Here is a 21848-nt window from a genome sequence, read left to right as displayed (position 1 = left end):
ATCTCCCTGTTCCTGAGGCGCAGCCATGAGTGCCGGATCGATGCACTGACGTTCCAACTTCGCTGCGTCGATCTGTAAAAAAAATTGTAAGTAAGCTGGCGAAACTGGCGGTAAGAGGTGTGGGATTTATGCATCGAGCCCGTACTGTTGCGTCAAATCAGCGCACAAACATAGCCTCGGCACCCGATATTCGGGCAAACTCCCGGTTTTTCCGTATTGGCCAAGGCATGCCCATGACTCCTGCGTCATCCGTCGATGAAAAGAGCTTCCGTACCCTGCTGGGCCGAAACGTCGCGTTACCCTTAAGCGTCGGCGTACTCAGCGCGGTGTTTTTCGTCTGCCTGATCACCTATCTGCTGTCGGTGATCCAGTGGGTGGAGCACACCGACCGGGTCATCAACAACCTCAATGAGTCGTCGAAACTGACAGTGGATCTGGAAACCGGCCTGCGTGGCTTTCTGATCACCGGCGACGAGCATTTTCTCGACCCCTACGAAGTGGCCAAGCCGCGCATCATTGGCGACCTGCGTAACTTGCAGGAGCTGGTGGCGGATAACCCGCAGCAGGTGGACCGCCTCAAACGCCTGGAAGCGATGCAGGGCGAGTGGAACAAGTACGCCCAGTCGATGATCGACCTGCAGCGCAACAGCGGTGACTACCGCTCGGCGGTCAAGGCCGGTCGGGGCAAGGGCCTCACCGATGCGATCCGCCAGGAATACGCGGATGCGGTGGCGATGGAGCAGCAGTTCCGAATCGCGCGCAACAAGGACGTCACCCGTACCACCATTGTCAGCGTTGCGCTGTACCTGACATTCGTATTGGGGCTGAGCGGTTTTCTTGCCTATATCGGCCGCAGGAATTTGGTAGCGTTATCAGATAGCTACAGCGCAAACCTCGCGTCGCAACAGAAGATTGCGCGGCGTCTTGAGCAACAGGCCTGGCTGCGCAACGGCCAGACCGAACTGGCCGAGCAGGTCCTCGGCCAACTGACCCTGAACATGCTCGGCCGCAATATCCTGCAGTTCTTCGCTCAATACATGGGCTCTGCCGTGGCTGCGTTGTACGTGCGTCAGGAGCACGGGGGTCTCAAGCGTGTGGCCACTTATGGTTTCTCACGCGAGCAGGAACAGCACGAACAGTCGATCTACAGCGACGAAGGCATCGTTGGGCAGGCCGCCCAGCTTGATCGCCTGATTCGCCTGGACGATGTGCCGGTGGATTACTTCAAGGTCAGCTCCGGGCTGGGCGAGGGCTCGACGCGCAGCGTACTGGTGGTGCCGACCAGCGACGAGGACCGTGTCAACGGTGTGATCGAACTGGGTTTCCTGCGCCCCCTGGATGAACGCGACGTCGAGCTGCTGGAACTGATCGCCGGCAATATCGGCACCTCCATCGAAGCTGCGCGCTACCGTCAGCGCCTGCAGGAAGTGCTCGCCGAGACCCAGCAGCTCAACGAAGAGCTGCAAGTGCAGCAGGAAGAACTCAAGACCGCCAACGAAGAGCTCGAAGAACAGTCACGCATCCTCAAGGAGTCCCAGGCCCATCTGGAAACCCAGCAGGCGGAGCTGGAGCAGACCAACGAGCAGTTGGCCGAGCAGACCCAGACCCTGTCCGAGCAGCGCGACGCCATGGACCGCAAGAACATCGAACTCAACCAGGCCCAGCTTGAACTCGAAGACCGCGCCGACGAGTTGCAGCGTTCGAGCAAATACAAGTCCGAATTCCTCGCCAACATGTCCCACGAACTGCGTACGCCGCTCAACAGCTCGCTGATCCTGGCCAAGTTGCTGGCCGAGAACCCTCAGGAAAACCTCAGTGCCGAACAGGTCAAGTTCGCTGAGTCGATCTATTCGGCGGGCAACGACCTGCTGAACCTGATCAACGACATCCTCGACATCTCCAAGGTCGAAGCCGGCAAGCTGGAAGTGCGTCCGGAAACGTCCAGCGTGGCGCGTCTGGTCGAGGGTTTGCGCGGGATGTTCGAGCCGCTGGCCGCCGACCGCAAGCTGGGTTTTCAGGTGGATGTACAGCCCGGTGCGCCGGCCATGCTGTTTACCGACCGCCAGCGCCTGGAGCAGATCCTCAAGAACCTGCTGTCCAACGCGGTCAAGTTTACCGAGCAGGGTGAGGTCAGCCTGTCGGTGTCCCGTGCGCAGGATGCGGGCATTGCCTTTACCGTGCGCGATTCGGGCATCGGCATTGCGCCGGACCAGCAGGAAAGCATCTTCGAAGCCTTCCGCCAGGCCGACGGCACCACCAACCGCCGTTACGGCGGCACCGGCCTGGGCCTGTCGATTTCCCGCGACCTGGCCGCGTTGCTCGGCGGTTATATCAGCGTGACCAGCGAGCCGGGCAAGGGCAGCGTGTTCACCCTGGTCTTGCCTGAGCACTACGTGGAGCGCGAGGCCGATGCGCCGCTGGCAGAGCAGGCGCGCCAGCCGCTGGCGGCCGCGCCTGCGCCGGTCAAGGTCTCGCCGCTGCCGGTGGCCGATACCAGCCAGATCCCGCGCTTTGCCGACGACCGCGACAAGGCGCCGTTCACCACCCGCTGCATCCTCGTAGTGGAAGACGAGCCCAATTTTGCGCGGATCCTCTTCGATCTGGCGCATGAACTGGGCTACCACTGCCTGGTGGCCCATGGCGCGGACGAAGGCTACAGCCTGGCGGCAGAACTCATTCCCGACGCGATCCTGCTCGACATGCGCCTGCCGGACCATTCCGGTCTCACCGTGCTGCAGCGCCTCAAGCAGAACGCCGGCACCCGCCACATCCCGGTGCACGTGATTTCCGTGGAAGACCGCGTCGAAGCGGCGATGCACATGGGTGCCATCGGCTATGCGGTCAAACCCACCACCCGTGAAGAGCTCAAGGATGTGTTCGCGCGTCTGGAGGCCAAGCTGACGCAGAAGGTCAAGCGTGTGCTGCTGGTGGAAGACGACGACCTGCAACGCGACAGCATTGCCCGCCTGATCGGCGACGATGACATCGAGATCACTGCCGTGGGCTTTGCCCAGCAAGCCCTGGACCTGCTGCGCGATCATATCTATGACTGCATGATCATCGACCTCAAGCTGCCGGACATGCTCGGCAACGAGCTGCTCAAGCGCATGGCCACCGAAGATATCTGTTCGTTCCCGCCGGTGATCGTCTACACCGGGCGCAACCTGACCCGCGATGAAGAAGCCGAACTGCGCAAGTATTCGCGCTCGATCATCATCAAGGGCGCGCGTTCGCCGGAACGTCTGCTGGACGAGGTCACACTCTTTCTGCACAAAGTCGAATCCCAGCTGTCCCATGAGCGCCAGACGATGCTCAAGACCGCGCGCAGCCGCGACAAGGTGTTCGAGGGCCGCAAGATCCTGCTGGTGGACGATGATGTACGCAATATCTTTGCCCTCACCAGTGCGCTGGAACACAAGGGCGCTGTGGTGGTGATCGGCCGAAACGGCCGCGAAGCCATCGAACGGCTCGATGAAGTCGAGGACATCGACCTGGTGCTGATGGACGTGATGATGCCGGAGATGGACGGTTACGAGGCCACTGCGTTGATCCGCCAGGACCCGCGCTGGAAGAAGTTGCCGATCATTGCGGTCACCGCCAAGGCCATGAAAGACGATCAGGAGCGCTGCCTCGCCGCAGGCTCCAATGACTACCTGGCCAAACCGATTGACCTGGACCGGCTGTTCTCGTTGATTCGCGTGTGGCTGCCGAAGATGGAACGCATTTAAGTGGAGCGCAGTTTCTTGGACAAAAGCAGCGACATTGAGCTGCGCCTGTTGATTGAGGCGATTTACCTCAAATACAGCTACGACTTTCGCGATTACTCGGGCGCGTCGGTCAAGCGCCGTGTGGCCCATGCGTTGCGTCAGTTCGACTGTGCGACCATCTCGGCGCTGCAGGAGCGGGTGCTGCACGATCCGTCGGCGTTCATGCAACTGCTGCAATTTCTGACGATCCCGGTGAGCGAGATGTTTCGCGACCCTTCGCACTTTCTCGCGATCCGCCAGGAAGTGGTGCCGCTGCTCAAGACCTACCCGTCGATCAAGATCTGGATTGCCGGCTGCAGCACGGGGGAGGAGGTGTACTCGATGGCGATCCTGCTGCGTGAGGAAGGCTTGCTCGAGCGCACGATCATCTACGCCACCGATATCAACCCGGCGTCGCTGGACAAGGCCAAGCAGGGCATCTTCTCCCTGGAGAACGTGCGCGCCTACACCGCCAACTATCAGCAGGCCGGCGGCCAGCGCTCATTTGCCGACTACTACACGGCAGCCTACGATTACGCGATCTTCGACAAGACACTGCGTGAGAATGTGACCTTTGCCGATCACAGTTTGGCGACCGATAGTGTATTCTCCGAAACTCAATTAATTTCGTGCCGTAACGTGCTGATTTACTTCAATAAAAAATTGCAGGATCGCGCGTTTGGGCTGTTCCATGAATCGCTGTGTCATCGCGGCTTCCTGGTGCTGGGCAGCAAGGAAACCCTGGATTTTTCCGCCTACAGCAAGCAGTTCGAGCCTTTGGTCAAACAGGAACGGATCTACCGCAAATCATGAACGACGCCGCAGCCAACCCGATTCGCGGGATTGAAGCCATCGTCGTCGGCGCGTCCGCTGGCGGTGTCGAGGCGTTGCTGAGCATATTTGGCGAGCTGCCCACGGGCTTCGGCCTGCCGATCATTGCCGTGCTGCACCTGCCGGACGAGCGTCGCAGCCAGTTGGCCGAAGTGTTCGCGCGGCGCCTGCGCATCCCGGTAAAAGAAGCGCGGGACAAAGAGCTGATCGAGGCCGGCACCCTGTATTTTGCCGGGCCCGGCTATCACCTCTCGGTGGAGCAGGATCGCAGCCTGTCCCTGAGCCAGGAGGACCGCGTGCACCATTCCCGGCCAGCCATCGATTACCTGTTTGCCTCGGCTGCCGACGTGTACGGCGCCGGCCTGCTGGCGATCCTGCTCACCGGCGCCAACCAGGACGGCGCGCGCGGGCTGGCCCATGTCAAGCAATCGGGCGGCACCACGGTGGTCCAGGACCCCACGGAAGCACGCATCGCCGTGATGCCGCTGGCGGCCCTGGCCCTGCACACACCTGATCATATTCTGACTATGGGCCGAATCGGCTCATTGCTGGCTTCCCTGGAATCTTCCCCATGTTAAGTACCGTCCAGGCCAAACTGCTGATCGTCGACGATCTGCCGGAAAACCTGCTGGCCCTCGAAGCGCTGATCAAGCGTGAGGACCGTCACGTCTACAAGGCGTTGAGCGCCGATGAGGCCTTGTCACTGTTGCTCGAACACGAGTTCGCCATGGCGATTCTCGATGTCCAGATGCCCGGCATGAACGGCTTCGAGCTGGCCGAGTTGATGCGCGGCACCGAAAAGACCAAGAACATCCCGATTGTGTTCGTCAGTGCCGCCGGTCGCGAGCTGAACTACGCGTTCAAGGGCTACGAAAGCGGCGCCGTGGACTTCCTGCACAAACCGCTGGATATCCATGCGGTGAAGAGCAAGGTCAATGTGTTCGTTGACCTGTATCGCCAAAGCAAGGCCATGAAGCTGCAGGTCGAAGCCCTGGAGCGCAGCCGCCGCGAGCAGGAACTGCTGCTGACGCGCCTGCAGGCCACCCAGGCAGAGCTGGAGCAGGCGGTGCGCATGCGCGATGACTTCATGTCGATCGTCGCCCACGAAGTGCGGACGCCCCTCAACGGCCTGATCCTGGAAACCCAACTGCGCAAGATGCACCTGGCCCGGGACAACGCTGCGGCGTTTACCCTGGACAAGATGCACGCGATGGTCGACCGCGACGAGCGGCAGATCCGCAGCCTTATCCGGTTGATCGAAGACATGCTCGATGTGTCGCGTATTCGCACCGGCAAATTGTCGATTCGCCCGGCGCCTTTTGATCTGGCGCAGTTGGTGAGCAGCCTGGTGAACAATTTTGCGCCGCAGGTAACTGCCGCCGAGTCGTCCATGCAACTGGTGGTCGACGGGCCGGTGGAGGGGCATTGGGACGAATTTCGCATTGAACAGGTGATCAACAATCTGCTGACCAACGCGTTGCGCTACGGCGCCAAGAGCCCGGTGCACGTGCGGGTATACGCCGAGCATGGCGAGGCACGCGTGGAAGTGCGCGACCACGGCATTGGTATCAGCGAAGAGAACCAGAAGCGCATCTTCCAGCAGTTCGAGCGCGTTTCGGCCAGTCATGCAGCGGCCGGACTGGGCCTTGGGTTATTCATTTCCGAGCAGATCGTGGCAGCCCATGGCGGCACCATCGAGGTGGAGAGCCAGATAGGCGAGGGCGCCTTGTTTCGCGTGTGTCTGCCTCTGCAGGCGGCGCCCTGAAATCAATCGTCAGCTCAACGCAACCTCTGCTTGACCCCATGGTCGTAATTGCAGCAATTGACCGGACATAGGCTTCCCATGAGTGAAGATGCACAAGACGTCGTACTGATCGTCGAGGACGACGAATCCATTATGTTTGTGCTGGGTGAATACCTGGCAGGCCTGGGTTATCGGGTATTGAAGGCGGTCAACGGAAAAGAGGCGTTTGAAATTCTCGCGACCAAGCCGCACCTGGACCTGATGGTCACCGACTACCGTCTGCCCGGTGGCATCTCCGGGGTGCAGATCGCCGAGCCAGCTCTGAGGGTACGGCCGGAATTGAAGGTTATCTTCATCAGCGGCTACCCGCAGGAAATCCTCGACTGTGACAGCCCGATCACACGCAATGCGCCGATCCTGGCCAAGCCATTTGATCTGGATACGCTGCAGGAGCATATCCAGCGGCTGCTGGCCTGACAGCCTAGGGCTGCTTTCATGCAGCCCTAGGCCTGGATCATTTCCCGAACCTTGGCGGTCAACAGGTCAAAGGTGAATGGCTTGGTGATCAGTTGCATCCCAGGGTCGAGAAACCCGCCACGCACCGCCGCATGTTCGGCATACCCGGTGATGAACAGCACCTTCAACCCGGGTCGGATCTGCCGGCCAATCTCAGCCAACTGGCGTCCATTCATGCCCGGCAGACCGACGTCGCTGATCATCAGGTCAATGCGTTGCTCGGACTCGATGATCGGCACCGCCGTGACAGCGTCCACCGCCTCGACGAATCCATAGCCCAACTCCTTGAGCACCGCGCTGACCAACACGCGTACGGCGGGGTCGTCCTCGACAATCAGCACCGTTTCGCCGGCATTGGCGTACGGCAGCAGCGTCGGATTGGTGGCCTCCTGCGCGGCGATCTCACCGGCAAAGCGCGGCAGGAACAGGCTGACGGTGGTGCCTTTGCCCACTTCACTGTGGATGGTCACATGCCCGCGAGACTGGCGGGCAAAGCCGTAGATCATCGACAAGCCAAGGCCTGTGCCCTGGCCGATCGGCTTGGTCGTGAAGAAAGGATCAAACACTCGGCCTATCACGCTGTCGGGGATGCCACAGCCGGTATCGCTGACGCTTAATTCAACGTAATCGCCGGGCTGCAGGGTGCCGTAGGCGGCGGTAAACACGCTGTCCAGATGGCGGTTGCCGGTTTCGACCGTCAGGCGGCCGCCGCCCGGCATCGCATCGCGCGCGTTGAGCACCAGGTTGAGCAGCGCGCTTTCCAGTTGATTGGGGTCGGCTTCGGCGGTCCAGAGCGGGCCGCTGAGGCGCATGTCAAGCGCGATGCTTTCATTGATGCTGCGTTGCAGCAGCTCACCCATCGAGTTCACCAGTTGGTTGATCTCCACAGGCTTGGGGTCCAGCGATTGGCGACGGGAGAAGGCGAGCAAACGGTGGGTCAAGCCGGCGGCGCGGTTGGCCGAGGTGACCCCCAGGTCGATCAGGCTATCGAGGTCGTCGAGCTTGCCCCGTGCAATGCGCCTTCGCAGTAATTCCAGGCTGCCGATGATGCCCGTGAGCATGTTGTTGAAGTCGTGGGCAATGCCGCCGGTCAACTGGCCGACCGCTTCCATTTTCTGCGACTGGCGCAGGGCGTCCTCGTTGCTGCGCAGTTGTGCAGTACGCTCCTCGACTTGCTGTTCGAGGGTTTCGAGGGTGCTTTGCAGGCGCTGCTCGCTTTCGCTCAAGTCAATCAGGCGGTCACGGGCTTCGTATTGGCGGCGACGGCCACGCAGTGCGGCGCTCACCAGGCTGATCAGCGTGACCGGATGAAACGGCCGTTCCAGAAAGGTCACGTTACCCAACAGGCCGCTCAGGTGCGATGAGCCGTTTTGTTTGGTGCCGCCGTGGTGGGTCATCAATACGATCGGCAGGTCCGACCAGGCGGGTTGTTGATGCAGGTATTCAAGCAATGGTTCGAGGTCGACGCCGCGCAGGGCTTCTGCCGCAATCACCAGCAAGCCGGCGCCTTGTTCAAGTGCCTCGCACAGGGCGCCCAGGTTGGCGGCGACGATGCCACTGTAACCGGCTTCGTTGAGCATCATCAGCGCCAGTGAGCTGTCACGGCCGACGGGGGCCAGGATGATTGCCCGCTCGGAGACAGGGGAAAGACTGGTCACTGGCCCTCTTCCTTGAGCAGGGGAGAGCCCGCGCCCATGTAGGTAGGGATACCGCGCAATACGCCCTGGAAGTTGTCGAGGGGCTCACCCACGGTCAGCCCGCGCCCGCTGATGCGGTACTCGCGAATCGACGATTCATGGGCGCCGGTGCGTTTCTTGATGATCGAAATCGCGCGGCGGACCTTGCCCAGTGCCTCGAAGTAGCGCAGCAAAATTACGGTGTCGGCCAGGTAGGTGATGTCCACGGGTGTCTGCATATCGCCGACCAGCCCGTGCTGGGCAACCGTCATGAAGGTCGCCGCGCCTCGGCGGTTGAGGTACAGCAGCAATTCATGCATGTGCAGGATCAGCGCGTTCTCTTCCGGCATCGCGGCCTGATAGCCGTTGATGCTGTCGATGACCACGGTTTTGATGCCGCGCTCGTCGACGCAACGGCGCACCCGGTGCGAGAACTCGCCAGGCGACAGTTCGGCGGCATCTACTTGTTCGATCAACAGGTTGCCGGTCGCTTGCAGGGCGGCCAGGTCAATGCCCATGTTTTTCATGCGTTCAAACAGCAGGCCCAGCTCTTCATCGAAGATGAACAGCGCGGCTTTTTCGCCACGCGCCACTGCGGCGGCGGCGAAGACCATCGAAATCAGCGATTTGCCGGTACCGGCCGGGCCAAGGATCAGGCTGCTGGAACCGGTCTCGACACCGCCGCCCATCAGCGCATCCAGTTCAGGAATGCCGCTGCTCAGCGTCTCTCGTACGTAACCGCCACGGTGCTCGGCGGCCACCAGACGCGGGAACACGTGGATGCCGTCCTGCATGATGGTGAAATCGTGAAAACCGCCACGGTATTTCTGGCCCCGGTACTTCACCACGCGCACGCGGCGGCGCTCGGCGCCGTAGCTGGGCGTCAGCTCCTCCAGGCGAATCACGCCGTGGGCCACGCTGTGCACGGTCTTGTCCAGGGATTCGGTGGTGAGGTCGTCCAGTAGCAGCACGGTGGCGTCGTAGCGCACGAAGTAGTGCTTGATCGCCAGAATCTGCCGGCGATAGCGCAACGAGCTTTGGGCCAGCAGGCGAATTTCCGACAGCGAGTCGATCACCACGCGGCTCGGCTTGACCCGCTCGACGACCTCAAAGATCTGCCGGGTGGCTTCGCCCAGTTCCAGGTCGGAGGAGTACAGCAGGCTCTGCTGATGGTCGGCGTTGAGCAGGCTTTCGGGCGGGGTGAGCTCGAAGATATGAATATTGTCATCCAGGTCCCAGCCGTGGGACTTGGCACCCTGGCGCAATTCACGCTCGGTTTCCGACAGCGTGATGTACAGCGATCGCTCGCCGTTTTTGGCGCCCGCCTGCAAAAAGTGCAGGGCTACGGTGGTCTTGCCGGTGCCAGGTTCGCCTTCCAGCAGGAACAGGTGGCTGCGCGATAGCCCGCCGCAAAGAATGTCATCAAGACCTTCAATGCCGATGGCCGCCTTTTCACTGAACAGCTCGTTGGATGTAGACAAGAAGTGCCCTCAGGTCACGTACAGATAGAGGGCGTGCCCGCTTGGCACGCCATAATCTCTTGACCGTAGCGGCCTGTAGCCGTTCCGCGAACTTGCGATTATGTGCTGTGGGCGGCTCTCGGTTGTTGTGTGAGGCGGGTCTAACGGTGGAAAGCAGGTCTTTAATGTGGCGAGCGGGCTTGCTGTGTTGTGGCAAACGGGACCTGTTGTGGCGAGCAGGCTTATTGTGGCGAGCGGGCTTGCCCCGCGTTGGGGTGCGAAGCGCCCCCAATCAAGCAAAACGCGGTGTACCTGATACGGCTCAGCGCCTGGCTTTGGGACTGCTGCGCAGCCCAACGCAGGACAAGCCTGCTCGCCACAGGGAATCTGCGCTTAACTGAACGGCATTAGGGCAAGCCCGCTCGCCACAGCAGGTCCGTTTGCTGCGAGGATTTTTACAGGCCTTGCTGCAACGCGGGGTCGTCGGGGTTCTGTTGCTCAAGCTGCGCGAGCAATATCTGCACGTTCTGCAACTGCCCGCTCTCTTTCCAGTAGTTGACCAGTAGAACCCGCGCCTTGCGGTTGGCGGGGTGGCGCTGGATGATTTCCTCCAACTGGCGCTGGGCCGCTTCCAGTTCGTCCTGAGCGTGCAGGGTGGTGGCGAGGTCGTAGCGGTAATCCTGATTGTCCGGCTCCAGTTCGATCGCTCTGGACAGGCCGAGCAGTGCATAAGGCCGCTCGCCGTGGTGCAGCAACCACATGCCGAGCGCATGCTGCAAATAGGCCGATTCCGGGTGCGCCGCCAGTTGGCGCCCGAGCAATTGGCGGGACTCGTCGGTCTTGCCCTGTTTATCCAGCAGTTCAATCTGCGCAACCACGGCTTGCAGGTTGTCCGGCTGCAGACGTATTGCCTGCTCCAGCGCATTTTGCGCATCCGGCAGCAGAGCACTGTGAATGTACAGGCGCGCCAGTTGAATCCAGCCCTCGGCGGTTTCGGGCTCGGCCTTGAGCTTTTTCACGAACTCATCGAGCACTTGCTGCAACGGGCCGAAGTACAGGCCCAACGTGTCCGGCGAGAGGCCGAGCAAGGCATTGGCGGCGGCAAAACGAACCTCCTGCTCCGGGTCGTCCAGCGCCGGCCCGAGCAGCAGGGTGCGCTGGCCGGTGGGCACCAGGCCGACAATGCTGTGAATGGCCGCTTCGCGTACCACGGGCGAGTCGTCAAGCAGGTCTTTATCGGCCAGTTTCAATGCCTGGGGGCTGGGGTAGTTGGGCAGTTCGGCATGCAGGGCGGCGCGGCGTTCCGGCGACAGGTCCGGGCGGCCCAATTGCTGGTACAGCACCCGCGCCGCGCCCGGTTCGCCGTTGTGTGCCTGCCGCAGCGCCTTGGCATATCCATGGGCAATCGCAGGCGGCACCGCCGTCGGGGTGGATCGGGAGAAATACCAGGTGATCACTACAATAAACAGCAGGGCGCACAGGCCGGCAATCGAGTAACGGCGTGACTTTGACATGCGGGCGTCCAGAAAACGTGAGCGACTGTTACAAGGCCGTCAGCTTCGACCAGACCACGGCAGGTGTCAAACCTGTGTCCGCTCCCGCGCGCAATGGCCAAACCAGTCAACTATCTTGAAGGCTTTGACCATTGCCGCTGCAACACTCTGACGCCACTATTTCTGCTGTTGACGCCCTGAAAATAAAAACACAGAGGGATTTGAAGCGATGCGTGACTACCTGTCTGCGATCACCGAGTTCGATTACCCGCGTACCGTTGACGCGGCGCTGGCCGGCAACCTGCAGGCCCTCAACGCCTGCGTGGAATGCTGTGACCGCCACGCGCTGCCGGGGCGCATCGCGCTGTTCTGGGAGGGCCGGGACGGGCGCAGCGCCACGGTGACTTTCAGCGACCTGCAGGATCAGGCGGCACGCTTCGCCAATTTCCTCCTGGCTCAGGGCGTACGGCGCGGCGACAAGGTCGCGGGGCTGCTGCCACGCACCGCCGAGCTGCTGGTGGTGGTGCTTGCCACCTGGCGCATCGGCGCGGTCTACCAACCGTTATTTACCGCCTTTGGCCCCAAGGCCATCGAGCACCGCTTGAACAGTTCCGGCGCGGCGCTGGTGGTCACCGACGCGGTCAACCGACCCAAACTCGCTGACGTCGACGCTTGCCCGACCATCGTCACGGTCACCGGCCCCAAAGGCGAAGGCCTGGTGCGGGGCGACTTCAGTTTCTGGGCCGAGCTGCCCAATCACGCCCATCATTGCGAGCCGGTGATGCTGGGCGCGGACGAACCGTTCCTGCTGATGTTTACCTCGGGCACCACCGGCCCCTCCAAGGCACTGTCGGTGCCGCTCAAGGCCATCGTCGCGTTCCAGAGCTACACCCGTGACGCCGTGGACTTGCGGCCCGAAGACGCCTTCTGGAACGTCGCCGACCCGGGCTGGGCCTACGGCATCTATTTCGGCGTGACCGGGCCGCTGTCCATGGGCCACCCAATCACCTTCTACGATGGACCGTTCACCCTCGAAAGCACCTGCCGGGTGATCAACAAGTACGGCATCACCAACCTCACCGGCTCGCCCACGGCCTACCGTTTGCTGATTGCCGGCGGCAAGCAGTTCGCCGAATCGATCAAGGGCCGGCTGCGCATCGTCAGCAGCGCCGGCGAGCCGCTGAACCCGGAAGTGATCCGCTGGTTCGCCGACAACCTGGGCGTGACCATCCACGACCATTACGGCCAGACCGAACTGGGCATGGTGCTGTGCAACCATCACGGGCTGACGCATCCGGTGCACGTGGGCTCGGCCGGCTTCGCTTCGCCGGGCCACCGTATCGTGGTGCTGGACGATGACTGCCGGGAATTACCTGCCGGCCAGCCGGGCATCCTGGCCATCGACCGCGAACAATCGCCGATGTGCTGGTTCGCCGGTTACGACGGCGTAAACACCAAAGCGTTCGTCGGCAAGTATTACCTGAGCGGCGACACCGTGGAGCTGAACCCGGACGGCAGCATCAGTTTTGTCGGGCGCAGTGACGATGTGATCACCACGTCCGGCTACCGCGTCGGCCCGTTCGACGTGGAAAGCGCCCTGGTGGAGCACCCGGCAGTGGTCGAAGCGGCCGTGGTCGGCAAGCCGTGCCCGGAGCGCACCGAGTTGGTGAAGGCGTTTGTGGTGCTCAACGAGCAGTACCGCGCCACCCCGGAACTGGCCGAAGAGCTGCGCCTGCATGTGCGCAAGCGCCTGGCGGCCCATGCGTACCCACGGGAAATCGAATTTGTCAGCGACTTGCCCAAGACCCCGAGCGGCAAGCTGCAACGCTTCATCCTGCGTAATCAAGAGATCGCCAAGGCCCAGGCGGCCGTGGCGTGATCCACTTTTCAAGGAAACCATGATGCAGATTGAAAACAAGGTGTTTCTGGTCAGCGGCGGTGCCTCGGGCCTCGGCGCGGCCACGGCCGAGATGCTGGTGGCGGCGGGTGCGAAAGTGATGCTGGTGGACATGAACGCCCAAGCCGTCGCCGCCAAGGCCGAACAGCTGGGCGAGCGTGCACGCAGCGCCGTGGCCGATATCAGTCAGGAAGCTGCCGCCCAGGCGGCCGTGCAGGCGGCGGTCGACGCGTTTGGCGGCCTGCATGGGCTGGTCAACTGCGCCGGTGTGGTGCGCGGCGAGAAAATCCTTGGCAAGGACGGCCCTCACGGCCTGGCGAGCTTTGCCCAGGTGGTCAACGTCAATCTGATCGGCAGCTTCAACCTGCTGCGTCTGGCGGCGGCGGCGATGGCCGACAGCGACGCCAATGCCGACGGCGAGCGCGGGGTGATCATCAATACCGCCTCGGTCGCCGCCTTCGACGGGCAGATCGGCCAGGCGGCGTATGCCGCGTCCAAAGGCGCCATCGCCAGCCTCACATTGCCGGCCGCCCGTGAGTTGGCGCGTTTCGGGATCCGCGTGATGACCATCGCCCCCGGCATCTTCGAAACGCCGATGATGGCCGGCATGACCCCCGAGGTACGTGACGCCCTGGCCGCCGGCGTGCCGTTTCCGCCGCGCCTGGGCAAACCTGCCGAGTACGCTGCGCTGGTGCGGCACATCATTGAAAACAGCATGCTCAACGGCGAGGTGATCCGTCTGGACGGCGCCTTGCGCATGGCAGCCCGCTAAGGAGGTCTCATGAACGATCCGATTGTTATTGTCAGCGCCGCGCGCACGCCCATGGGCGGGTTCCAGGGCGACCTCAAGGGCTTGACCGCGCCGCAACTGGGCGCCGCCGCGATTCGTGGGGCACTCGAACGCGCCGGGATCGCCGCAGACGGCGTCGACGAAGTGCTGTTCGGCTGCGTGCTGCCGGCGGGCCTAGGCCAGGCGCCGGCACGTCAGGCCGCGCTGGGCGCCGGTCTGGACAAGGGCACACGCTGCACCACCCTGAACAAGATGTGCGGTTCGGGCATGCAGGCAGCGATCCTGGCCCACGATGCCTTGCTCGCCGGCAGCGCCGAGGTGGTGATTGCCGGCGGCATGGAAAGCATGTCCAACGCGCCGTACCTGCTCGACCGTGCCCGCAGCGGCTACCGCATGGGCCACGGCAAGATGCTTGACCACATGTTCCTCGACGGCCTGGAAGACGCGTACGACAAGGGCCGGCTGATGGGCACATTCGCCGAAGACTGCGCCCAGCATAACGGCTTTACCCGCGAAGCCCAGGACGCCTTTGCCATTGCCTCCCTGACCCGCGCACAGGAAGCGATCAGCCACGGCAGTTTTGCCGCCGAGATCGTCCCGGTGCAGGTCACCGTGGGCAAGGAGCAGCAAACCATCCTGCATGACGAGCAGCCGCCCAAGGCCCGACTGGACAAGATAGCCAACCTGAAACCGGCGTTCCGCGAAGGCGGCACGGTGACTGCAGCCAACTCCAGCTCGATTTCCGACGGCGCGGCGGCCTTGCTGCTGATGCGCCAATCCGAAGCTGACAAGCGCGGGCTCAAGCCTCTGGCAGTCATCCATGGCCATGCGGCGTTCGCCGATGAACCAGGGCTGTTTCCGGTGGCGCCGGTAGGGGCGATTCGTAAGCTGATGAGCAAGACCGGCTGGAACCTCGACGAAGTCGACCTGTTCGAGATCAACGAAGCGTTTGCCGTGGTCAGTTTGGTCACCATGAGCACGCTGCAGATTCCCCACGGCAAAGTGAATATCCACGGCGGTGCCTGCGCCCTTGGCCACCCGATTGGCGCCTCCGGCGCGCGGATCCTGGTGACGTTGCTTTCGGCGCTGCGCCAGCAAGGCCTCAAGCGCGGTGTGGCCGCCATCTGCATCGGCGGCGGTGAAGCCACGGCCATGGCCGTCGAATGCCTGTATTAAGGAATGAGCACCATGCTGCCCAATGACGAACAGCTGCAAATCAGTGACGCCGCCCGGCAATTTGCCCAGGAGCGGCTCAAGCCGTTTGCCGCCGAGTGGGACCGCGACCACCGTTTCCCCAAAGAGGCCATCGGCGAGATGGCCGAGCTGGGCTTTTTCGGCATGCTGGTGCCGGAACAGTGGGGCGGCTGCGACACCGGCTATCTCGCTTATGCCATGGCCCTGGAGGAAATCGCCGCCGGCGATGGCGCCTGCTCGACCATCATGAGCGTGCACAACTCGGTGGGCTGCGTGCCGATCCTCAAGTTCGGCAGCGAGCAACAGAAAGCGCAGTTCCTCGCGCCCCTGGCCAGTGGCGCCATGCTCGGCGCCTTCGCCCTCACCGAGCCCCAGGCCGGCTCCGACGCGAGCAGCCTGAAAACCCGCGCGCGCCGCGACGGCGATCACTATGTGCTCAACGGCTGCAAGCAATTCATCACCTCGGGGAAAAACGCCGGGGTGGTGATTGTGTTCGCCGTCACCGACCCGACCGCGGGCAAGCGCGGCATCAGTGCGTTTATCGTGCCGACGGATTCGCCGGGGTACAGCGTGGCGCGGGTCGAGGACAAACTCGGCCAGCATGCTTCCGATACGTGCCAGATCCTGTTTGAAGACCTGAGGGTGCCGGTGGCCAATCGGTTGGGCGAGGAGGGCGAGGGTTACCGGATCGCCCTGGCCAACCTGGAAGGCGGCCGTGTGGGCATTGCGTCGCAAGCGGTGGGCATGGCCCGCGCGGCGTTCGAGGCGGCGCGTGACTATGCGCGTGAGCGCGAGAGCTTCGGCAAGGCGCTGATCGAGCACCAGGCCGTGGCGTTTCGTCTGGCCGACATGGCCACGCAGATAGCGGTGGCGCGGCAGATGGTGCATTACGCGGCTGCGCTGCGCGACAGCGGCAAGCCGGCGTTGGTGGAGGCTTCCATGGCCAAGCTGTTCGCCTCGGAAATGGCCGAGAAAGTCTGCTCGGCCGCCTTGCAAACCCTGGGCGGTTACGGTTACCTGAGCGACTTTCCTCTGGAGCGGATCTACCGCGATGTGCGGGTCTGCCAGATTTACGAAGGCACCAGCGATATTCAACGCATGGTCATCTCACGCAATCTCTAAGGAGCCAATCCATGAGCTACGAAACCATTTTGCTCGACGTGCAGGGCCGTGTCGGGCTGATTACCCTCAATCGCCCGCAGGCGCTGAACGCGCTGAATGCGCAGTTGGTCAGCGAGCTGAACCAGGCGTTGGACGGCCTGGAAGCCAATCCGCAAATCGGTTGCATCGTACTGACCGGTTCGAAAAAAGCCTTCGCCGCCGGCGCCGACATCAAGGAAATGGCCGAGCTGACCTACCCGCAGATCTACCTTGACGATCTGTTCAGTGACAGCGACCGCGTGGCCAATCGCCGCAAGCCGATCATCGCGGCGGTCAACGGCTTCGCCCTGGGTGGCGGCTGTGAACTGGCGCTGATGTGCGACTTTATCCTGGCCGGTGACGGCGCCAAATTCGGCCAGCCGGAAATCAACCTCGGCGTGCTGCCGGGCATGGGCGGCACTCAGCGCCTGACCCGCGCCGTGGGCAAGGCCAAGGCCATGGAGATGTGCCTGACCGGGCGCTTTATCGATGCGGTGGAAGCGGAGCGTTGCGGCATCGTCGCGCGCATCGTGCCGGCCGATGAACTGCTCGACGAAGCGCTTAAAGTCGCGACCCTGATTGCCGGCAAGTCGGTACCGATCAGCATGATGGTCAAGGAGAGCGTGAACCGCGCCTTTGAAGTCAGCCTGTCGGAAGGTGTGCGCTTCGAGCGTCGAGTGTTCCACGCAGCCTTTGCCACCCATGATCAAAAGGAAGGCATGGCCGCCTTCGTGGCCAAGCGCGCGCCTGAATTCAAGGACAAGTAACCGATCTGCCCGGCGCTAAGGATAGCTGCGCCGAATGGAGCTTCTGTGGCGAGCGGGCTTGCCCCGCGTTGGGGTGCGAAGCGCCCCCAATCAAGCAAAACGCGGTGTACCTGATACGGCTCAGCGCCTGGTTTTGGGGCTGCTGCGCAGCCCAACGCAGGACAAGCCTGCTCGCCACAGGGAATCTGCGCTCTTGTGGGCTTATTGTGGCGAGCGGGCTTGCCCCGCGTTGGGGTGCGAAGCGCCCCCCATCGAGCAAAACGCGGTGTAACTGATACGGCTCAGCGCCTGGCTTTGGGGCTGCTGCGCAGCCCAACGCAGGACAAGCCTGCTCGCCACAGGGAATCTGCGCTTGTGGGCTTATTGTGGCGAGCGGGCTTGCCCCGCGTTGGGGTGCGCAGCGCCCCCAATCGAGCAAAACGCGGTGTACCTGATACGGCTCAGCGCCTGGCTTTGGGGCTGCTGCGCAGCCCAACGCAGGACAAGCCTGCTCGCCACAGGGAATCTGCGCTCTTGTGGGCTTATTGTGGCGAGCGGGCTTGCCCCGCGTTGGGGTGCGAAGCGCCCCCAATCGAGCAAAACGCGGTGTACCTGATACGGCTCAGCGCCTGGCTTTGGGGCTGCTGCGCAGCCCAACGCAGGACAAGCCTGCTCGCCACAGGGAATCTGCGCTTGTGGGCTTATTGTGGCGAGCGGGCTTGCCCCGCGTTGGGGGGCGAAGCGCCCCCAATCAAGCAAAACGCGGTGTACCTGATACGGCTCAGCGTCTGGTTTTGGGGCTGCTGCGCAGCCCAACGCAGGACAAGCCTGCTCGCCACAGAGGAATGTGGCTGCCTGAGACTTCAGGTTTTAAAGTCAAAAAGTTATTGGGTGTTTGATAAGAGGGAGCAAGCTCCCTCCCGCAGCTTGGCGTTGCATCAGTCAGAGCGGATAGTTTTTCAACTCTCTGGCAATCACCATCCGTTGAATCTCACTGGTGCCCTCGTAAATCTGCGTGATCCGCGCGTCCCGGTAGTAGCGCTCCACCGGGTAGTCCTCCAGGTACCCGTACCCGCCATGAATCTGCAGCGCAGACGAACACACCTTCTCGGCCATTTCCGAGGCAAACAGCTTGGCTTGCGAGGCTTCCGACAGGCACGGTTTGCCGGCACTGCGCAGGCGCGCGGCGTGCAGGATCAGCAATCGGGCCGCATTAAGGCGGGTCTGCATGTCGGCCAGCAGGTTGGCCACGCTCTGGTGCTCGATGATCGGCTTGTCGAACTGCGTGCGGTCACGGGCATACACCAGCGCCGCTTCGAACGCTGCACGGGCAATACCGAGGGCCTGGGCGGCAATGCCGATGCGGCCGCCTTCCAGGTTCGACAGCGCAATGGCGAGACCCTTGCCGCGCTCGCCCAGCAAGTTGGCCTCGGGCACGGTGCAGGCCGTGAAGGTGACGGCGCAGGTGTCGGACGCGCGGATGCCCATTTTGTGTTCGGTACGGTCGACCACGTACCCCGGGGTGTCAGTGGGCACCAGGAACGCCGAGATGCCTTTCTTGCCGAGATCGGGGTCGGTCACCGCAAACACGATCGCCAGCTGCGCGCGCTTGCCGTTACTGACAAATTGCTTGGCGCCGTTGATCACCCACTGACCGTCGCGCAATTCGGCGCGGGTGCGCAGGTTGTGCGCTTCGGAACCGGCCTGGGGCTCGGTCAGGCAGAAGCAGCCAATCGCCTGGCCGCTGGCAAGTTTCGCCAGCCAGGTTTGCTTCTGCTCCAGTGAGCCGTAGTTGAGGATTGGCCCGCAACCTACTGAATTATGGATACTCATCAACGCACCAGTAGCGCCATCCCCGGCGGAAATCTCCTCCACCGCCAAGGCATAAGCCACGTAATCGACATAGGCGCCGCCCCATTCCTCGGGGACCACCATGCCCAGCAGGCCCAGTTCGCCCATCTTCGCGACCAGGGCGTCGTCGATCCAGCCGGCTTTTTCCCACGCCTGGGCATGCGGGGCGATCTCATGGCGCGCAAAGTCGCGTGCCATGTCGCGAAACATTACCTGATCTTCTGTGTATTCAATATCTTGCATGACTTATCTCCCAACCTGCTTGAAGTCGCGAAAGAAGCGTTCAACGTGGGCGGCGTGCAGCTCGTGGAGGGACGGCGGGTTCCAGCGAGGCGCCTTGTCCTTGTCGATGATCAACGCGCGCACGCCTTCGATGAGGTCGCCGTGCTCGAACCACTGGCGGTCCAGGTGCAGCTCCAGGGCGAAACATTGCTCCAGCGGCAGGCGGCGGCCGCGACGCAGCATTTCCAGGGTCACCGCCATGGCAAGCGGCGAGCGGGTCTGCATCAGGCTGGCGGTGGTGATCGCCCATTCATGGCTGTCGGCGACCGTGACCTGCTGCAGCTGTTCGACCATGCTCGGCACATCCGGCAAGGCAAAGAAGTGGTCGATAGCCCGGCGCAACCCGGCCAGCGGTGCATCGGGCAGTTGCTGCACGGCCAGTCTGGCCAGCACGCCCTGCAGGTCCTTGAGCGGGGCGCCGTGCCAGCGCAGGTCGTCCAGCTTCTGATCCAGGTCGGTCAGCCGCTCGCTCTCCAGGTACCAGTCGGCCAGGCCGCAATAAAGTGCATCGGCCGCACGAATCTGCACGCCGGTAACGCCCAGGTAAATCCCCAACTCACCGGGAATGCGCGGCAGGAAGTAACTGCCGCCCACGTCGGGGAAGTAACCGATGGCCACCTCCGGCATGGCCAGTCGGCTGCGCTCGGTGACCACCCGCAGGTCAGCGCCTTGCACCAGCCCCATGCCGCCGCCCAGCACGAAGCCATCCATCAGGGCCAGTACGGGTTTGCGGTAATGGTGGATCGCCAGGTCCAGCGCGTACTCCTCGACGAAAAAGTCCTCGTGCAGGGTATCGCCGGCCTTGAAGCTGTCGTACAGGGAGCGGATATCGCCGCCGGCGCAGAAGGCTTTTTCGCCGGCGCCGCGCAGCACCACCGCGTACACCTGCGGGTCATCGGCCCAGGCCTGCAAGTGGCGGTTGAGGCTGCGCACCATGTCCAGCGTGAGAGCGTTCAAGCCGGCCGGGCGGTTGAGGGTAAGGTGGCCGATATGGTTGCGGACTTCGGCCAGAACATCCGTGGTGTGCGTGTCGACGTGGCTTGCCTCGGCGGAAACCTGAGCAGTCATCTCTAACTCCCTGCTTTTTATTGTCTTTATCAAGATATTCGCGAACGAACCTGCTCACGATCCTACCAGTGCAAATTTGCCCAGTACAACCTTCAAACATGCAGGTGCTTCCTGCATTTATGCAGCCATGCTCACGCCGCGCGACGGGCCAGGACTTCGCCGATGCTGCGGCGGCGCGCATGGCCCTCGGCCGCATGGACCAGTTGCTCCAGCGCGTTCGGTTCAATGTCGTAGAACTGTTCCATTTCAGCCAGGGCCCGCTTCAGGTCGGCGGCGGTGATCGCCGGGTCAGTCATCGGCGGTTGGCTGCCCATGACGGCCTCGGGTGACCTATCGGCTGCCTTTGGATAGCGGAGGCGGGTGGCATTGTTGTAGGCCAGTGCACAGGTCAGCAATGCGCCGGCGCCGAGCATCACGGCGAACAGTTCGTGCCAGCCAAGGGTGGCGGACGCAGGATCGGCCAGCACCAGGGTCATCGCCAGCCCCCCGGCCGGTGGGTGCAGGCAGCGCAGCCAGCACATCAGGATTACCGTCATGCCTGCCGCCAGACACGCGCTGCCCAGGGTGCGCCCCAGGACCCGGGCCACCAGCAGCGCAACGACCGTCGCACACAGGTAACCCCCGATGATTGACCACGGCTGCGCCAGTGCGCCGGATGACACCGCGAACAGCAACACTGCCGACGCACCCAGCGGCCCCAGCAGGTGCAGCGCTACGTCCATGCCAAATACCTGAGCGCACAGCCACACGCTGAACAGGGTGCCCAGGGCCATGCCGATGGCGGCACGGCTCCATTCGGCGGGTCGGGTATTGATGGCTGCGGGTAACCAGCGAGCGAACATTGTACGAATCCATGAACAGCGGGCAAAAAAAAGGGCTTGCCTGGTTTCCCGGAAAAGCCCTCGCAAGTTCCAACAATTGGGGGAAGGAACCTGCGCAGTGTGCCGCCGTTGAATGGGCGGGTCCAATGCATATTAATGCAGGTTGAATGCAATAAAACTGGAGTCAAGGCCATCAGCCAAAGGGAATTTGCCGGGTGTCTTGTGCTGACACCGCACTGATGCGCCCCAGCACGCGGGTCCTGCGTTCCTCGTTGAACAGCTGACGGTGCAGGTTTTCCTGCACCGCCGGGTCCTCCGCCAGCGGCCCGTTCAGCGCCACCACGGCATCGCGAAGTTCCATCAATCCATCCAGCCTCGGCACGGCAACAAGCAAAAAATCATCCGACACGGCATTGCCCTCTTTTATGCAGTAGGCGGCCGTGATGAGGCTGGCCGACAGCGTCCTTGTGGTTATGCAGTGTGCGTCGGGTGGTAGATAGTTAACGCACTGGCAAGCGAGTTTACCGACGGGGTGGGGGCGCCGAAAGGCAGAGTTAATCGGTCTTTACGCATAGATGTGTAGGGTGTTTCCG

At 62.6% G+C, this 21848-nt stretch carries 17 protein-coding genes; 10 read left to right on the top strand and 7 right to left on the bottom strand.

What is annotated here, in order from left to right:
* Nucleotides 1-233: 233 nt before the first annotated feature.
* The 5 genes from JOE32_RS05230 to JOE32_RS05210 all read left to right on the top strand — a co-directional run bounded on the left by JOE32_RS05230 (nt 234) and on the right by JOE32_RS05210 (nt 6798).
* The gene (locus JOE32_RS05230) at nt 234-3728 is read left to right on the top strand and encodes a response regulator (protein ID WP_209982013.1); all 3495 of its coding nucleotides are present in this window, start codon (nt 234-236) and stop codon (nt 3726-3728) included.
* A 15-nt stretch (nt 3729-3743) separates the two neighbouring features.
* Complete coding sequence (locus JOE32_RS05225; RefSeq protein WP_041931614.1) at nt 3744-4559, top strand: protein-glutamate O-methyltransferase CheR; 816 nt, start codon at nt 3744-3746, stop codon at nt 4557-4559.
* Nucleotides 4556-5155 carry a chemotaxis protein CheB gene (locus tag JOE32_RS05220; RefSeq protein ID WP_209982011.1) on the top strand — a complete coding sequence of 200 codons (600 nt, stop codon included), beginning with the start codon at nt 4556-4558 and terminating at the stop codon, nt 5153-5155. The genes JOE32_RS05225 and JOE32_RS05220 overlap by 4 nt, the downstream gene beginning before the upstream one ends.
* Complete coding sequence (locus JOE32_RS05215) at nt 5149-6342, top strand: hybrid sensor histidine kinase/response regulator (RefSeq protein ID WP_209982009.1); 1194 nt, start codon at nt 5149-5151, stop codon at nt 6340-6342. Before JOE32_RS05220 ends, JOE32_RS05215 begins: the two co-directional genes overlap by 7 nt.
* 78 nt (nt 6343-6420) lie before the next feature.
* Complete coding sequence (locus JOE32_RS05210) at nt 6421-6798, top strand: response regulator (RefSeq protein WP_057009991.1); 378 nt, start codon at nt 6421-6423, stop codon at nt 6796-6798.
* 26 nt (nt 6799-6824) lie between these two features.
* Here JOE32_RS05210 and JOE32_RS05205 read toward each other — a convergent pair whose 3' ends face one another.
* From JOE32_RS05205 to JOE32_RS05195, 3 genes are all read right to left on the bottom strand, one after another.
* Complete coding sequence (locus JOE32_RS05205) at nt 6825-8495, bottom strand: ATP-binding protein (RefSeq protein WP_209982007.1); 1671 nt, start codon at nt 8493-8495, stop codon at nt 6825-6827.
* Entirely contained in the window at nt 8492-9994 is a 1503-nt protein-coding gene (locus tag JOE32_RS05200) for an ATPase domain-containing protein (protein WP_209982005.1), read from the bottom strand. Before JOE32_RS05200 ends, JOE32_RS05205 begins: the two co-directional genes overlap by 4 nt.
* A gap of 434 nt (nt 9995-10428) precedes the next feature.
* A complete protein-coding gene (locus tag JOE32_RS05195; protein ID WP_209982002.1) occupies nt 10429-11487 on the bottom strand; it encodes a HEAT repeat domain-containing protein in 1059 nt (352 codons plus the stop codon).
* Nucleotides 11488-11695: 208 nt separating this feature from the next.
* On the opposite strand from JOE32_RS05195, the gene JOE32_RS05190 reads away from it, so the two are divergent.
* From JOE32_RS05190 to JOE32_RS05170, 5 genes are read left to right on the top strand one after another with little or no spacing between them, the layout of a single operon-like run.
* Nucleotides 11696-13345, top strand: a complete 1650-nt coding sequence (locus JOE32_RS05190) for an AMP-binding protein (protein WP_209981999.1) — start codon at nt 11696-11698, stop codon at nt 13343-13345.
* A 22-nt stretch (nt 13346-13367) separates the two neighbouring features.
* Nucleotides 13368-14135, top strand: coding sequence for an SDR family NAD(P)-dependent oxidoreductase (locus tag JOE32_RS05185; protein ID WP_209981997.1), 768 nt, complete (start codon nt 13368-13370; stop codon nt 14133-14135).
* Nucleotides 14136-14144: 9 nt separating this feature from the next.
* Nucleotides 14145-15329 (top strand): acetyl-CoA C-acyltransferase, encoded by a 1185-nt coding sequence (locus JOE32_RS05180; RefSeq protein WP_209981995.1) that lies wholly within the window; start codon nt 14145-14147, stop codon nt 15327-15329.
* A 12-nt stretch (nt 15330-15341) separates the two neighbouring features.
* Nucleotides 15342-16469, top strand: coding sequence for an acyl-CoA dehydrogenase (locus tag JOE32_RS05175; RefSeq protein WP_209981993.1), 1128 nt, complete (start codon nt 15342-15344; stop codon nt 16467-16469).
* An 11-nt stretch (nt 16470-16480) separates the two neighbouring features.
* Nucleotides 16481-17254: an enoyl-CoA hydratase gene (locus JOE32_RS05170; RefSeq protein WP_209981990.1), complete on the top strand. Its 774-nt coding sequence runs from the start codon at nt 16481-16483 to the stop codon at nt 17252-17254.
* A gap of 921 nt (nt 17255-18175) precedes the next feature.
* On the opposite strand, the gene JOE32_RS05165 is transcribed toward JOE32_RS05170, so the two are convergent.
* From JOE32_RS05165 to JOE32_RS05150, 4 genes are all read right to left on the bottom strand, one after another.
* Nucleotides 18176-19327 (bottom strand): acyl-CoA dehydrogenase family protein, encoded by a 1152-nt coding sequence (locus JOE32_RS05165; protein WP_209981988.1) that lies wholly within the window; start codon nt 19325-19327, stop codon nt 18176-18178.
* Nucleotides 19328-19330: 3 nt separating this feature from the next.
* Complete coding sequence (locus JOE32_RS05160; protein ID WP_209981986.1) at nt 19331-20434, bottom strand: enoyl-CoA hydratase/isomerase family protein; 1104 nt, start codon at nt 20432-20434, stop codon at nt 19331-19333.
* Nucleotides 20435-20565: 131 nt separating this feature from the next.
* Entirely contained in the window at nt 20566-21276 is a 711-nt protein-coding gene (locus JOE32_RS05155; protein ID WP_209981984.1) for an HPP family protein, read from the bottom strand.
* Between the two features lie 172 nt (nt 21277-21448).
* Nucleotides 21449-21616 carry a hypothetical protein gene (locus tag JOE32_RS05150; protein WP_209981982.1) on the bottom strand — a complete coding sequence of 56 codons (168 nt, stop codon included), beginning with the start codon at nt 21614-21616 and terminating at the stop codon, nt 21449-21451.
* Nucleotides 21617-21848: the final 232 nt, after the last annotated feature.

It is taken from the genome of Pseudomonas sp. PvP025, assembly GCF_017832155.1.
In the GTDB taxonomy this organism is placed as follows: Bacteria; Pseudomonadota; Gammaproteobacteria; order Pseudomonadales; family Pseudomonadaceae; genus Aquipseudomonas.
Note: the sequence above shows the minus strand (reverse complement) of the source record. Positions and strands in the feature narration are given on the sequence as shown.